We start from the raw sequence: 13,805 nt of genomic DNA on the forward strand, positions 1-13,805 counted from the left end.
TGCCCGGACAACCCCGCATCACTCTTAACGGGTGATAGTTAGCTTTCCTAGTAAGTAGTAGGCTTATTACTATCATCTGCTCCGTTCCGAAAGGGCGCTCCCGTGCTAACGACCTCCTGGGATCTCCGCCTGCGGGCACTCATCGCCTTCCGTGACAGCGAGGGCCGTGACCCGTACTTCAGAGCGACCACCCCTGGCGAGCACCGCCTGGCCATGTGGCTCGACGAACAGCGCAAATCCGCCCGCGCCGGCCGGTTGACGGCCGAACACCGCGCGAAGCTCTGCGAGGCGGGGCTGCTCTCCGAGGACGCGATCGAACACCAGCGCACCGGAGCGGCCTGGCTGAAGGTCGAGAGCATCTCCGCGTTCCTCCAGGACGAGGGCCGGCTGCCATCGCTCTCGTCCCCCGCCTCCGCCGGAGAGAAGCGCCTCGCCGCCTGGATGAACGCCCAGCTCTCCTCCCGGGCCGTGGAGAACGGACCCGCCCGTGCCCTGCGGGAGATCCTGGCCGGGAGCAAGGGCAGCCGGGACGCGCCGCTCGCCCGGGTCGGCTGACGTCAGACCCTGCCGCACCGTGACCGGGGGCAGAGAACCACGAACGACAGTGAACCAGACATGCCGCCGGGCTCTTCCCGCCTCGGCGATGATCCAGCCGCACAGCCGCACGACGCGCGGCCCGATGCCGCCTTCCCGGTTCTCCCCGACCGTTGACTGCCCTTGCGCACCCTCCCTATACTGAACGAACGGTCGGTAATTAAACCGGACGTCCGGACGAGCGAGGCAGGCACCATGACGGCTACAGCGATCCCCACCCGCACGGACCACGATGCCGCCCGGGAGAAGGTCTTCAACGACCTCATCGCCCAGGACTCCCGGATCGAACCGCGCGACTGGATGCCGGCCGACTATCGCAAGTCCCTGACCCGCCAGATCTCCCAGCATGCGCACTCCGAGATCATCGGTATGCAGCCGGAGGCGAACTGGATCACGCGGGCGCCGTCCCTCAAGCGCAAGGCCGTCCTCATGGCCAAGGTCCAGGACGAAGCCGGGCACGGGCTCTACCTGTACTCCGCCGCCGAGACCCTCGGGACCCCGCGCGAGCAGATGACCGAGGACCTGATCGCCGGCAAGGCCCGCTACTCGAGCATCTTCAACTACCCCGTCCTGACCTGGGCGGACATCGGGGCCATCGGCTGGCTGGTCGACGGAGCGGCCATCTGCAACCAGGTGCCCCTCTGCCGTGCCTCCTACGGCCCGTACGGTCGGGCGATGGTCCGCGTCTGCAAGGAGGAGTCGTTCCACCAGCGGCAGGGCTTCGAGATCCTGCTCGAACTGGCCAACGGCACCCCCGAGCAGCGCGCCATGGCGCAGGACGCCGTGAACCGCTGGTACGCGCCGTCGCTCATGATGTTCGGTCCGCCGGACGACGATTCACCCAATTCGCAGAAGTCCATGGAGTGGAAGATCAAGCGCTTCTCCAACGATGAACTGCGGTCCCGCTTCGTCGGCATGATGGTCGAGCAGATCAAGGTCCTCGGACTCGACCTGCCGGACAAGGACGTCCGCTTCGACGAGGAGACCGGCCGGTGGCAGTACGGCCCCCTCGACTGGAACGAGTTCAAGGAAGTCCTCGCCGGCCGCGGCCCCTGCAACGCCCAGCGCATGGAACGGCGCCGCGAGGCCCACGAGGACGGCGCCTGGGTCCGCGAAGCGGCGTCGGCCTACGCCGCCCGGCAGGCAGCGAAGCGCACGACGGCGAAGGCGGCCTAGGTGACCGGCGGATCGACCACGGGCGACGACGGCGCGACGGCGCCGTCGTCGGGCCTCCACGAGGAACGCGCGGCCTGGCCGCTCTGGGAGGTCTTCGTGCGGTCCGCACGCGGGCTCTCCCACGTGCACGCGGGATCGCTGCACGCGCCCGACGCCGAGATGGCCCTCCGCAACGCGCGTGACCTGTACACGCGCCGCAACGAGGGCGTGAGCCTGTGGGTCGTCCCGGCGTCGTCGATCATCACGAGCGATCCGGACGTGAAGGATGCGTTCTTCGAATCGCCGCAGGGCAAGGACTACCGCCACGCCACGTACTACACGAAGAGCGAGGGGGTGAAGCACCTGTGAGCGAGGCGAATGCCAGTGCGACGCGCATCACGCCGGGCAACGCGCTGCGGCCCGAGGACATCGCGCTCCAGGAGTCGAGGCCCGGCGACGCCGTCGCCCGGTACGCGCTGGGGCTCGGCGACGACGCCCTGATCCTCGCGCAGCGGCTCGGCTGGTGGATCTCCCGGGCACCCGAACTCGAGGAGGATGTGGCGCTGGCGAACATCGCGCTGGACCAGATCGGGCACGCCCGGTCCTTCCTGACCTACGCCGGCCGCGCCTGGGACAAGACCGAGGACGACCTCGCCTACTTCCGCCGCGAACCCGAGTTCCGCTCGGTGCACCTCGTGGAGCAGCCCAACGGGGACTTCGCCCGCACCATCGCCCGGCAGTTCGTCGTCGCGCTCTATCAGTGGGAGCTCTACTCCCGCCTCGTCCACTCCAGCGACCCCACCCTCGCCGCGATCGCCGCGAAGGCCGTCAAGGAGGTCGACTACCACCGGGACCACGCCACCCAGTGGGTCCTGCGCCTCGCGCTCGGCACCGACGAATCGCGCCGCAGGATGATCGCCGGCCTCCGGCTCACCTGGCCCTACGTGGAGGAGCTCTTCACCGACTACCCGCTCATCGACGAGGTGGGTGACGCCGGCGTGCGCCCGAGCGACCTCCGCGAATCCTTCGACGCGGCCGTACACAAGGTCCTCGCCGAAGCCGAACTCGAGGTCCCTGCGGTGCCCGGCGCCGTCGGCGGCGGACGCCTGGGGCGTCACAGCGAGCACCTCGGATACATGCTAGCCGAGATGCAGGTCCTCGCCCGCGAATTCCCGGGCGCGTCCTGGTGAAGGAGTCGAGGTGAGGACGTCATGGTGACCGGGACGGAGCTGCGGCCCTCGGAGGCGTTCGATGCGGCGGTATGGGACGTCGCGGCGACGGTCTGCGACCCCGAGATCCCGGTCCTGACCATCGCGGACCTCGGCGTGCTGCGCGAGGCGCACGTGGGGCCGTCGGGCCGGGTCGAGGTCGCGATCACCCCGACCTACTCGGGTTGCCCGGCGATGGATGCCATCCGCGACGACGTCACCTCGGCGCTGCATGCGGCGGGGTACGACGACGTCGCCGTCCGGCTCGTGCTCGCGCCCGCCTGGACCACCGATTGGCTCAGCGACGACGGCAAGGCGAAGCTCGCGCAGTACGGCATCGCGCCGCCCACGGGCAAGGCCGCCGCCGGACCGGTGCGCATCGGCCTGAGCGTCAAGTGCCCCCAGTGCTCGTCCCTGAACACCCGCGAACTGACCCGCTTCGGGTCCACCTCCTGCAAGGCGCTCTACGTGTGCAATGACTGCAGGGAACCCTTCGACTACTTCAAGGTGCATTGATGGCCGTTGTCCTCGCCCCCTCCACCAAGCGGCGGAGCGCCTTCCACACGCTCACGGTGCGCAGCGTCCGCCGGCTGACCGAGGACGCCGTCGAGGTCACCCTCGACGTCCCTCCCCGCCTGCAGGACGCGTTCGGGTACCTGCCCGGGCAGTACGTCGCGCTGCGCACCACGCTCGACGTCGACGGCGAACCGAAAGAGGTCCGCCGCAGCTACTCGATCTGCGCGGACCCGCGCCCCGGTGAGCTGCGCGTCGCGGTGAAACGTGACCTCGGCGGCGTCTTCTCCACCTGGGTGAACGAGTCCCTGCAGGCGGGGGACACCCTCGAGGCCATGAGCCCGCTCGGGCAGTTCACCCCGCGCACGACGCCGGGTCAGGACGTCGCCTCCTTCGTGGCCGTCGCCGCCGGATCCGGCATCACCCCGGTGATCGCGATCGCCCGGTCCATGCTGGCCGGCGGGCCGAACGTGCGCTTCGACCTCGTCTACGCGAACCGGGCCGCGATGGACGTCATGTTCCTCGAGGAACTCGCGGACCTCAAGGACCGCTACCCCGCCCGGTTCGCGCTGCACCATGTCCTGTCCCGCGAACAGCGCATCTCGCCCCTGCTCTCGGGCAGGATCGACGCCGACAAGCTGGGGAAACTGCTCGGCACGGTCATCGACACGGACCGCGTGGACGAATGGTTCCTCTGCGGGCCGTTCGAGCTCGTGCAGCTGTGCCGGGACTTCCTCACCGAACGCGGCGTGCCCGCGGAGAAGGTGCGCTTCGAACTGTTCACCACCGGCGAGCCCACCCGGCCGGAGGGCAGCCACGGACGCCCGGTGGCGCCCGCGGACAGCGGCGAGAACTACACCATCGCCTTCAACCTGGACGGCCTGCAGGGATCCGTGCAGAGCCCCACCCACGCCCGCGAATCGATCCTCAACGCCGCCCTCAGGGTGCGTCCCGACGTGCCGTTCGCCTGCGCCGGCGGCGTGTGCGGGACCTGCCGGGCGAAGCTCGTCGAGGGCACGGTGCGGATGGAGGAGAACTACGCGCTCGAACCCGACGAGCTGGCCGCCGGGTACGTCCTCACCTGCCAGGCCCATCCCACGAGCGACGCCGTCGCCGTCGACTACGACGCCTGAGAGGCAGCCATGACCACCCACTCCACGACGACGCCGTCGAGCAGTGAACCGCAGGCCGGCATGATCCGCCTGAGCATCGACGGCGGGATCGCCGAGGTGGTGCTGGACGCGCCGCACCGGCTCAACGCCGTGGACGAGCAGGCGCTCTCCGAGCTCTCCGACGCCTACGACGCCGCCGCGGCCGGGGTGAGCGACGGCACCGTCCGTGCGCTCGTGCTGCGCGGGGAGGGCCGCGCGTTCTGCGCGGGCCGGGACCTCGGCTCGATCGTGCCCGGGGCCGACGACGCCTTCGGGTTCCTCGATGCCACGCTCACGCCGCTGCTGAAGAAGATGGCCGACTTCCCGGCCCCGACGTTCGCGGCGGCGCAGGGCGCCTGCCTCGGCGTCGGACTGGGACTGCTGCTCGCGACGGACGTCGTGTACGTCGCGGAGAACGCGAAGATCGGCTCGCCGTTCGCCGCCCTCGGGCTGGCGCTGGACTCCGGCGGGCACTGGCTGTTCACGGAGCGGCTCGGCCCGCACCGGGCGCTGGACCTGATGTACACGGGCGACCTGATGACCGGAGCGGAGGCGGTGGCCGGCGGACTCTTCAGCCGTGCCGTCCCCGCCGGGGAGCTGCTCGGCTTCACCCGGTCGAAGGCCGCACGGGCGGCGAGCGGTCCGCTGCAGGCCTTGGTCGCCTCGAAGCAGCTCGTCGCACGGATCCGCGACGAGCGGCTCGGACTGTGGCAGGCCATCAGCGGCGAGAACGACGTCCAGGGCGTGCTCGGTGCCTCCGAGGACTACCGCGAGGGGCTCAAGGCGTTCCGGGAGAAGCGGCCGCCGCGCTTCGGGGCCTGACGCCCGCCGCGGCCTTCGGGGCCTATCGGGGGGCCCGGCGCGTGAAGACCAGGTGCACGACCCCCGACGGGGAGGGCGTCGCCTCGATCTCGAACCGTTCCTCCAGTCCTTCGAGTCCGTCCCACAGGCGTTCGCCCCGGCCCAGGACGATCGGCACGACGACGATGTGCAGGTGATCGATCAGGTCGGCCTCGAGGAACTGTCGCACCGTGATGGCGCCGCCGCCGATCCTCACGTCGAGGTCGCCGGCCAGGGCGCGGGCCTGCTCCAGTGCGGCGACGGGGTCGGCGTCGACGAAGTGGAAGGTCGTCCCGCCCTCCATCTTGAGGACCGGCCGGGGATGGTGGGTCAGGACGACGACGGGGGTGTGGAAGACGGGGTTCCCGCCCCACCACCCCTTCCATTCCTCGTCCTCCCAGGGGCCTCGGTGAGGGCCGAACTTGTTGCGCCCCATGATCTCCACGCCGATCCCCGGGCCCCACGCGGCGGCGAACGTATCGTCGACGCCGAAGGAGGGCTCGGACTCCCCGGGGAGTCCCATCGCGCGGAAGGTGCGGGTTCCCATCGCCCACCCCATGAGCCGTGAGCCCGCGTGGCCGAACGGGGCATCGAGGGTCTGGCCCTCACCGGTGGCGAAGCCGTCGAGGGAGACGGAGAAGTTGTGGACGCGGACGAGGGACATGGGAACTCCTTCGGGCTTGTCGCGATCATGGGTGATGACCGGGTTCGGTGACACGGGCCTCAGCGCGTGTCGAGGTCCTCGAAGACCAGGAACGTCTGCGTGTCGAGGACACCGGGCATGGACTGCAGCTGGTCGAAGATGACCTTCCGCAGCCCCACGTTGTCCTCCGCCCGCACCAGGAGGATGACGTCGAAGTCCCCGCCGACCAGTGCGATGTGGTGGATCTCGGGGACGCTGCGGAGCCTGTCGCGGAGCTCGCGCCAGGAGTGCTGCCGCACCTTGAGGGTCACGTAGGCGGAGGAACGGAGGCCGGCCTTCGCCGGGTCGATGATCGCTGTGAACCGCGTCAGCACGCCGTCCTCGGTGAGCTTCGCGATGCGGGAGTAGGCATGGGCCCGCGAGATGTGCACGCGCTCTGCGACGGAGGTCACGGACTGCCGCCCGTCCCGGGTGAGTTCGGCGAGGATCTTCCGATCGACGTCGTCGAGCACTCCGTCCACCACGTGTCCACGCTCCTTTGCGTAATGCAGGTCACACTGCCAATTCGTCCAAAGAATACATCGGTAACAGGGCGAAGATCCACACTTCGGCGACTCCGTGGATACAAAAGATGCCCGCTGGCCATACTGGTCTCACACAGCATCCAGTGCCGGAGCACCGCTCCGTGCCATGAAGGAAAAGCCGTTCCAACGGCTGGGGATGGAGGCGGAATGAGTACGGCAACGAATGAGGGCCGCGGCAGCATGCTGGGCGGGGCATCCGAGCGCGGAGTGCACGACGGCGGCACGACGCCGGACGGCGCCCTGCTCCCGTCGGCGGAGCCCGTGCAACTGGTCGACCCGGACGGTCGCCATCACACGGACGCGCGCTACCTGCTTCCCGACGGCGACGTGCTGCTCGCCGCCTACGGCCGCCTCGTCGCCGGCCGCCGCATCAACGATCAGGCCAACGCGCTCGTCCGCCAGGGCCGGATGGCCGTGTACCCCTCCTCCCACGGGCAGGAGGCCTGCCAGGTCGCCGCCGCCGTGGTCCTCGGCGACGAGGACTGGCTCTTCCCGACCTACCGGGACACGGTCGCGGTCATCACGCGCGGCGTCGACCCGCTCCAGGTCCTCACGCTGCTCCGCGGCGACTGGCACAGCGGCTACGACCCGTACGAGCACCGCGTGGCCACCCAGGCCACGCCGCTGGCCACGCAGCTCCTCCACGCGGTCGGTGTAGCCCACGCGGCCAAGCTGCGCGGCGAACCGACCGTCGTGCTCGCCATGTGCGGTGACGGAGCGACCAGCGAGGGCGACTTCCACGAGGCCCTGAACTTCGCTGCCGTGTTCCATGTCCCCGTCGTGTTCTTCGTCCAGAACAACGAATTCGCCATCTCGGTGCCGCTCAGGAACCAGAGCGTCGCGCCGTCCCTCGCGCACAAGGCCATCGGGTACGGCATGCCCGGTGAGCGTGTGGACGGCAACGACCTCGCCGCGCTCCTCGCCGTGCTTGGAGGCGCCGTGCGCAGGGCCCGCGACGGCGGCGGCCCCACCCTCGTCGAAGCCCACACCTACCGGATGCAGGCCCATACCAACGCGGACGACGCGACGCGCTACCGCTCCGCCGACGACGTCCAGCGCTGGGTGCCGAAGGATCCGATCATCCGCATGCGCACCTACCTGCGGGCGCTGGACCTGCTCACGGACGAGAAGGAGCAGTCCCTGGCCGACGAGGCGGACGCGATTGCCGCCGCCATCCGGAAGGGACTCAACACGGAGGTCCAGGTGAACCCTGCAGAGCTGTTCGAGTACGTATACACGGAGAAGACGACGCAGCTGCGCGAGCAGGCCGAGCAGCTGCGCGAGGAACTGGCGCGCGACGCCGCAGGCACAGGAACCCCCACGTCGGACACGAAGGCGGACCAACCATGACGCAGACCACGGCGGCGCCCACGGGCGGCGTGTCAGCCCGGCCCGACGCCGCGCCGGGAGGACGCATCATGTCCACCTTCGCCAAGGCCCTCAACGCCGCCCTTGCCGACTCCATGGCTGCCGACGCCTCCGTGCTGATGTTCGGCGAGGACGTCGGGACGCTCGGCGGCGTCTTCCGCATCACGGACGGCCTGACGGCCCGCTTCGGGGAGGAACGCTGCTTCGACACCCCGCTCGCGGAGGCCGGCATCATGGGCATGGCCATCGGCATGGCGATGAACGGCATGAAGCCCGTCGTCGAGATGCAGTTCGACGCCTTCGCCTACCCGGCCTTCGAGCAGGTGGTCAGCCACGTCGCGAAGATGCCGAACCGCACGAAGGGCAAGGTCCGCCTCCCCCTCGTCATCAGGATCCCGTACGCCGGCGGCATCGGCGGCGTGGAACACCACTGCGATTCCTCCGAGGCCTACTACGCACACACCCCCGGCCTGACGGTCCTCGCCCCCGCGACCGTCCGCGACGCCTACTTCATGCTGCGTGAGGCGATAGCGTCCCCGGACCCCGTGGTGTTCCTCGAACCGAAGAAGCTGTACTGGTCCAAGGAGGAGGTCGACCTCGCGGAGCTGCGCAGGACCTTCGAGGCCGGACAGGCCCCCCGCCGCATCGGCAAGGCCGTCGTCGCCCGCCCCGGGACGGACGCGACCCTCATCAGCTACGGGCCGTCCGTGCCGACCGCGCTCGCCGCCGCCGCCGCGGCCGCCGAGGAGGGCCGGTCCATCGAGGTCATCGACCTCCGCTCCATCGTGCCGTTCGACGACGAGACCGTGTGCGCGAGCGTCCGCCGGACCGGGCGCGCCGTCGTCGTCGCCGAGGCCCCGGGCTTCGCGTCCGTGGCGTCCGAGATCGTGGCCCGGGTGCAGGAACGCTGCTTCCACTCCCTCGCCGCCCCGGTGCTGCGCGTGACCGGTTTCGACATCCCGTATCCCTCGCCCAAGCTCGAACATTTCTACCTCCCGAGCGTCGACCGCATCCTCGACGCCGTGGACGACCTGCAGTGGGAGGACTGACATGAGTGCACCCGCCGTCGATTCCGGGCTCCAGGTGTTCGCCCTTCCCGATCTCGGAGAGGGGCTGACCGAGGCCGAGCTGGTGTCCTGGCTCGTCGCCGAGGGCGACACCGTGGCCGTCGACCAGCCGATCGCGGAAGTCGAGACCGCCAAGTCGGTCGTCGAGGTCCCCTCGCCCTTCGCGGGGACCGTCGCCGTGCTGCACGGCAGGCCCGGCGAAGTGCTCGAGGTCGGTGCGCCGTTCCTCTCCGTCCGGCCCGACGGCGTGGACGGCGGACCGGCGGGCGAGATCTCGGGGACTGCCGGTCCCGCAGCGGCTGCCCTCCGCGAGGAGTCCGGTGTCCCTGCCGCCGCCACCGGGGACGATGGCGACGCAGCCGCGAACAGCGGCGGCTCGGGGAACGTGCTCATCGGTTACGGCACTCCCGGCGGTCTCACCGGTGGCCGCACCCGGCCGCGCAAGGGAGCGACGCCGGGGGCCGCAGTGTCGGCACCGCCTGCCGCTGCGTCGGACGCCGTTCCGGCCTCGCCATCGACTGCGGCTCCGGCCCTGCCGGCGGCCGCCGCCTCACCGGCACCGACGTCCGCCGCCTCACCGGCACCGACGTCCGCCGCTTCGCCCGACGGCGGGACGGCTCCGACGTGTGTGTCGCCCCTGGTCCGGAAACTCGCGCGTGACCACGGCGTCCGGCTCACCGATCTCCGCGGATCGGGGGAGAAGGGGATGATTCTGCGCCGCGACGTGGAGCAGGCGATCGCCGCGGGGACGGCGTCGTCGGATCTCGAAGTCGCCGTCGAAGCCGCCCCCGGCGCAACGCCGGTGACCCGCGCGCCGGACGGCACCACCGAGCCGGCGGACGCCCCACTCGATTCCCGGTCCGGGCTCGTCGTCCTCGAACGCAGCCCGCTGCGGGGGGTGCGCCGGACCATCGCCGACGCGATGACCCGCAGCCGGCGCGAGATCCCCGAGGCCACGGTCTGGGTCGACGTCGACGCCACCGCCCTCGTGGAACTGCGCGAGGCGATGAAGCGCCGCACGCCGGACGCCGTGCCCGGCCTGCTCGCCTTCGTGGCACGGTTCGTCGTGGCGGGCCTCGCCCGCTACCCGGAGCTGAACAGCCGGATCGCGACGGCCGACGACGGAGCCCAGGAGATCGTGCGGGTGGACGGCGTGAACCTCGGGATCGCCGCGCAGACGGATCGGGGCCTCGTAGTGCCCAGCGTCCGACGGGCCGACACCCTGTCCGCCCGGGGGCTCGACACCGAGATCCGCCGCCTTGCCGTCCTGGCGCGCGAGGGCAAGGCCACGCCGTCGGACCTGTCCTCCGGCACCTTCACCCTGAACAACTACGGGGTGTTCGGCGTGGACGGCAGCGCAGCCATCATCAACTACCCCGAATCGGCGATCCTCGGGATGGGCAGGATCATCGACCGGCCCTGGGTCGTGGACGGTGGGCTCGCGGTGCGCAAGGTGACCGAGCTGACGCTCGCGTTCGACCACCGCGTGTGCGACGGCGGAACCGCCGGGGGCTTCCTGCGGTTCGTCGCGGACGCGATCGAGAACCCGGGCGGGATGCTCGCCGACCTGTAGGCGGACGGGAACGGTCCGCCGGGTCCTTCGAGGGCCCGGCGGAGTAGACTGTGGGTCCCACGATGAATCAGGTGCATGATGAAAATCGGCCGGAATCACAGGAAGCACGACCCGCAGCCCGCACCTCCGTCCACCTGGGCGTCGACGGCCGCCGGCGGGCCGGCGCAGGACCCGCCGCACGCTGGGCCGCACGCCCACAGATCCTTCTTCGACGGACTCGACACCGCCGCTCGGACCTTCCTCGGACCCGCGGCGCGCACCGACGGGGGCACGCCGGTGGTGCATCGTCATGACGCCGCAGAGGATCTCTCCGACAGCACGCTGCTGTCCATGGAGATCCACACGGACTCCCTCGGGCACCACTACGCGGTGCAAAAGCACCCCTCGGCACCGCCCGCGTCCACACAGCCGGAAGAGCGGGAGCAGCCGGACGGGCACGGGGGACCCGAGAGGTCCTAGCCGCCTCCCGCCCCGATCGGCAAGCGGGTCCATCGCGGGGCAGGACGGTCCCATGCGCTCATCGGAAAACCGTAGGGTGGGGTTGGTGATCGAGTCCCCGAACAACGCCCCCACCCACCCCGCCATAACCCGGGACGGCTTCGTCAGCGTCCGTGGTGCCAGCGAGAACAACCTGCGGGGCGTCGACGTCGATGTCCCGCGCGACGCCGTGGTGGCCTTCACCGGCGTCTCCGGTTCGGGCAAGTCGTCGCTGGCGTTCGGGACGATCTACGCCGAGGCGCAGCGCCGCTACCTCGAATCCGTCGCACCCTACGCGCGCAGGCTCATCCAGCAGGGGCACTCTCCGCACGTCGGCTCGATCACCGGGCTCCCTCCCGCCGTGGCGCTCCAGCAACGGCGCGGCACGCCGAGCGTGCGCTCGACCGTGGGGACACTCACCACCCTCTCCAATTCGCTCAGGATGCTGTACTCCCGCGCGGGCACCTACCCGGCGGACGCCGTCGAACGGCTGGAATCCGATGCCTTCTCGCCCAACACCGCCGGGGGAGCGTGTCCGCGGTGCCACGGACTGGGGATCGCGCGGGACGTCACCGAGGAGACGCTCGTCCCCGACCAGGACCTGACCATCCGCGAGGGCGCCATCGCCGCCTGGCCGGGCGCCTGGCAGGGCAAGAACCTCCGCGACATCGTCAGCGAGCTCGGCCACGACATCGACGTCCCCTGGCGGAGGCTCCCGAAGCAGGCGCGGGACTGGCTGCTGTTCACGGAGGAGCAGCCCGTCGTCGAAGTCACGCCGCAGCGGGACCGGGTGGCCAAGCCGTACAAGGGGCGCTTCTGGAGTGCCAAGAGCTACGTGATGCACACCCTCCGCGACTCGAAGAGCCAGCAGATGCGCGACCGCGTGCTGCCCTTCATGGAGTCCGGCCCGTGCGGCGTGTGCGGTGGCAGCGGCCTGCGGCCCGAGGCGCTCGCCGTGACCTTCGCCGGGCTGTCGATCGCGGAGGCGAACGCCCTCCCGCTGGCGGACCTCGCCGCCCACCTCGAGCCGGCGGCCACGCTGGAGCACCCGGTCGCAGCCCACCGGTCGTGGACCTCGGGGGAGGGGACGGAAGTCTCGGTCACCATCAGCCGCGATCTCGTCCAGCGGCTCGGCGTCCTCGTGGACCTCGGCCTGGGCTACCTCAGCCTGAGCCGCTCCACCCCCACGCTCTCGCCCGGCGAGATGCAGCGCCTGCGCATCGCCACGCAGCTCCGGTCCGGCCTGTTCGGCGTCGTCTACGTGCTCGACGAGCCGTCCGCCGGACTGCACCCCGCCGACGTCGAGCCGCTCCTCGCCGTCCTGGAAGCACTGAAGGACGCCGGGAACTCGGTGTTCGTCGTCGAACACAACATGGACGTCGTCCGGCACTCGGACTGGATCGTGGACGTCGGCCCGCTCGCCGGGGAGGGCGGGGGCGGCATCATCTACAGCGGCCCCGCCGGCGGGCTCGTCGACGTCCAGGCCTCCCTCACCGCGCCGTTCCTCGCCCGGACCGCGCCCACGGCGCCGGTCGACGGCGCCCGACGGGAGCCCTCGGCCTGGCTGCGCCTCGAGGGGATCCGCCGCCACAACCTCCAGGGGCTCGACGCCGCCATCCCCGTGGGCGTCCTGACCGCGGTGACGGGTGTGTCCGGATCCGGGAAGTCGACGCTCGTCAGCAAGGTCCTCGCGGAGGCCGTCGGGGCGCACGTCCGCGACGACACCCCCGCCGACGCCGAACCCGTCGACGCCGAGCCGGCCCACGAGGCGGACCCTGGCTCCACGGTGGCGGGCATCAGCGGACTGGAGGCCTTCGACCGCCTGGTCAGCGTGGACCAGAAACCCATCGGGCGGACACCGCGCTCCAATCTCGCGACCTACACGGGACTGTTCGACGCCGTGCGGAAGGCGTTCGCCGCGACACCCGCTGCGAGGTCACGGGGCTTCGGGGCCGGGCGGTTCTCCTTCAACGTGCAGGGTGGACGCTGCGAGACCTGCCAGGGCGAGGGCTTCGTGGCAGTGGAACTCCTGTTCCTGCCCGGGAGCTACGGCCCCTGCCCGGCCTGTGCCGGATCCCGCTACAACGAGGAGACGCTCGAGGTCACGCTGGACGGCCGCACCGTCGCGGACGTCCTCGGGATGACCGTCGACGATGCCGCCTCCTTCCTCGGGGGCATCCCGGCGGCAGCCCGCTCGCTCGCCACGCTGCAGGAGGTGGGCCTGGGCTACCTGCGCCTGGGGCAGCCTGCCACCGAACTCTCCGGAGGGGAGGCCCAGCGCATCAAGCTGGCCACCGAACTGCAACGGGCACGGCGTGGCCATACCCTCTACCTGCTGGACGAGCCGACCACCGGCCTCCATCCCGCGGATGTCGTCCTGCTCCTCGCGCAGCTGGGGAAGCTGGTCGGGGCCGGCAACACGGTGGTCGTCGTCGAACACACGATGGCGGTCGTCGCAGCCGCCGACTGGGTGATCGACCTCGGCCCGGGGGGAGGGTCCGCCGGCGGCAGGATCGTGGCCGCCGGCACGCCCGCTCAGATCGCCGGGCTCGGTCCGGACGTGAGCGCGACGGCGCCGTACCTCGCGGAACACCTCGGAGCACAGGGCGGGGCCTGACCCCGCGGTCCTGTA

14 protein-coding genes are annotated in these 13,805 nt (G+C 70.9%); 12 read left to right on the forward strand and 2 right to left on the reverse strand.

Translation table 11 applies throughout. The features are described from left to right. Positions 1-102: 102 nt before the first annotated feature. The 7 genes from IWX63_RS05410 (at position 103) to IWX63_RS05440 (ending at position 5,443) form a co-directional block, all read left to right on the forward strand. Entirely contained in the window at positions 103-555 is a 453-nt protein-coding gene (locus IWX63_RS05410; RefSeq protein ID WP_199277129.1) for a helicase associated domain-containing protein, read from the forward strand. Between the two features lie 234 nt (positions 556-789). Further along, on the forward strand, positions 790-1,770 hold the full coding sequence (gene paaA / locus IWX63_RS05415) for a 1,2-phenylacetyl-CoA epoxidase subunit PaaA (RefSeq protein ID WP_199277130.1): 981 nt from the start codon (positions 790-792) through the stop codon (positions 1,768-1,770). Next, a complete protein-coding gene (gene paaB / locus IWX63_RS05420) occupies positions 1,771-2,118 on the forward strand; it encodes a 1,2-phenylacetyl-CoA epoxidase subunit PaaB (protein ID WP_199277131.1) in 348 nt (115 codons plus the stop codon). Further along, positions 2,115-2,939, forward strand: a complete 825-nt coding sequence (gene paaC, locus IWX63_RS05425) for a 1,2-phenylacetyl-CoA epoxidase subunit PaaC (RefSeq protein ID WP_199277132.1) — start codon at positions 2,115-2,117, stop codon at positions 2,937-2,939. The genes paaB and paaC overlap by 4 nt, the downstream gene beginning before the upstream one ends. A gap of 21 nt (positions 2,940-2,960) precedes the next feature. After that, a complete protein-coding gene (paaD, locus tag IWX63_RS05430) occupies positions 2,961-3,473 on the forward strand; it encodes a 1,2-phenylacetyl-CoA epoxidase subunit PaaD (protein WP_199277133.1) in 513 nt (170 codons plus the stop codon). Then, positions 3,473-4,603: a 1,2-phenylacetyl-CoA epoxidase subunit PaaE gene (gene paaE, locus IWX63_RS05435; RefSeq protein ID WP_199277134.1), complete on the forward strand. Its 1,131-nt coding sequence runs from the start codon at positions 3,473-3,475 to the stop codon at positions 4,601-4,603. The genes paaD and paaE overlap by 1 nt, the downstream gene beginning before the upstream one ends. Before the next feature lie 60 nt (positions 4,604-4,663). Then, a complete protein-coding gene (locus IWX63_RS05440) occupies positions 4,664-5,443 on the forward strand; it encodes an enoyl-CoA hydratase/isomerase family protein (protein WP_199277245.1) in 780 nt (259 codons plus the stop codon). A gap of 22 nt (positions 5,444-5,465) precedes the next feature. On the opposite strand, the gene IWX63_RS05445 is transcribed toward IWX63_RS05440, so the two are convergent. Further along, positions 5,466-6,125, reverse strand: coding sequence for a dihydrofolate reductase family protein (locus IWX63_RS05445; protein ID WP_199277135.1), 660 nt, complete (start codon positions 6,123-6,125; stop codon positions 5,466-5,468). 59 nt (positions 6,126-6,184) lie between these two features. Further along, entirely contained in the window at positions 6,185-6,628 is a 444-nt protein-coding gene (locus IWX63_RS05450; RefSeq protein ID WP_199277136.1) for an Lrp/AsnC family transcriptional regulator, read from the reverse strand. 207 nt (positions 6,629-6,835) lie between these two features. On the opposite strand from IWX63_RS05450, the gene pdhA reads away from it, so the two are divergent. From pdhA to IWX63_RS05475, 5 genes are all read left to right on the forward strand, one after another. Next, positions 6,836-8,038 carry a pyruvate dehydrogenase (acetyl-transferring) E1 component subunit alpha gene (gene pdhA, locus IWX63_RS05455; RefSeq protein ID WP_199277137.1) on the forward strand — a complete coding sequence of 401 codons (1,203 nt, stop codon included), beginning with the start codon at positions 6,836-6,838 and terminating at the stop codon, positions 8,036-8,038. A gap of 68 nt (positions 8,039-8,106) precedes the next feature. Next, positions 8,107-9,105: an alpha-ketoacid dehydrogenase subunit beta gene (locus IWX63_RS05460; RefSeq protein ID WP_334685679.1), complete on the forward strand. Its 999-nt coding sequence runs from the start codon at positions 8,107-8,109 to the stop codon at positions 9,103-9,105. A 1-nt stretch (position 9,106) separates the two neighbouring features. Further along, positions 9,107-10,696, forward strand: a complete 1,590-nt coding sequence (locus tag IWX63_RS05465) for a dihydrolipoamide acetyltransferase family protein (protein WP_199277139.1) — start codon at positions 9,107-9,109, stop codon at positions 10,694-10,696. Positions 10,697-10,771: 75 nt separating this feature from the next. Further along, positions 10,772-11,155: a hypothetical protein gene (locus IWX63_RS05470; RefSeq protein ID WP_199277258.1), complete on the forward strand. Its 384-nt coding sequence runs from the start codon at positions 10,772-10,774 to the stop codon at positions 11,153-11,155. 85 nt (positions 11,156-11,240) lie between these two features. Then, a complete protein-coding gene (locus IWX63_RS05475) occupies positions 11,241-13,790 on the forward strand; it encodes an excinuclease ABC subunit UvrA (RefSeq protein ID WP_334685657.1) in 2,550 nt (849 codons plus the stop codon). Positions 13,791-13,805: the final 15 nt, after the last annotated feature.

It is taken from the genome of Arthrobacter sp. CAN_A2, from assembly GCF_015752045.1.
GTDB lineage: Bacteria > Actinomycetota > Actinomycetes > Actinomycetales > Micrococcaceae > Arthrobacter_D.

Bases quoted from the DNA above. Each gene is read 5' to 3' on its own strand.
- IWX63_RS05460 (WP_334685679.1), top strand. From the start codon at position 8,107: ATGTCCACCTTCGCCAAGGCCCTCAACGCCGCCCTTGCCGACTCCATG.
- IWX63_RS05465 (WP_199277139.1), top strand. From the start codon at position 9,107: ATGAGTGCACCCGCCGTCGATTCCGGGCTCCAGGTGTTCGCCCTTCCC.
- IWX63_RS05440 (WP_199277245.1), top strand. From the start codon at position 4,664: ATGATCCGCCTGAGCATCGACGGCGGGATCGCCGAGGTGGTGCTGGAC.
- pdhA (WP_199277137.1), top strand. From the start codon at position 6,836: ATGAGTACGGCAACGAATGAGGGCCGCGGCAGCATGCTGGGCGGGGCA.
- paaA (WP_199277130.1), top strand. From the start codon at position 790: ATGACGGCTACAGCGATCCCCACCCGCACGGACCACGATGCCGCCCGG.
- paaE (WP_199277134.1), top strand. From the start codon at position 3,473: ATGGCCGTTGTCCTCGCCCCCTCCACCAAGCGGCGGAGCGCCTTCCAC.
- IWX63_RS05470 (WP_199277258.1), top strand. From the start codon at position 10,772: ATGATGAAAATCGGCCGGAATCACAGGAAGCACGACCCGCAGCCCGCA.
- paaD (WP_199277133.1), top strand. From the start codon at position 2,961: ATGGTGACCGGGACGGAGCTGCGGCCCTCGGAGGCGTTCGATGCGGCG.
- IWX63_RS05445 (WP_199277135.1), bottom strand. From the start codon at position 6,125: ATGTCCCTCGTCCGCGTCCACAACTTCTCCGTCTCCCTCGACGGCTTC.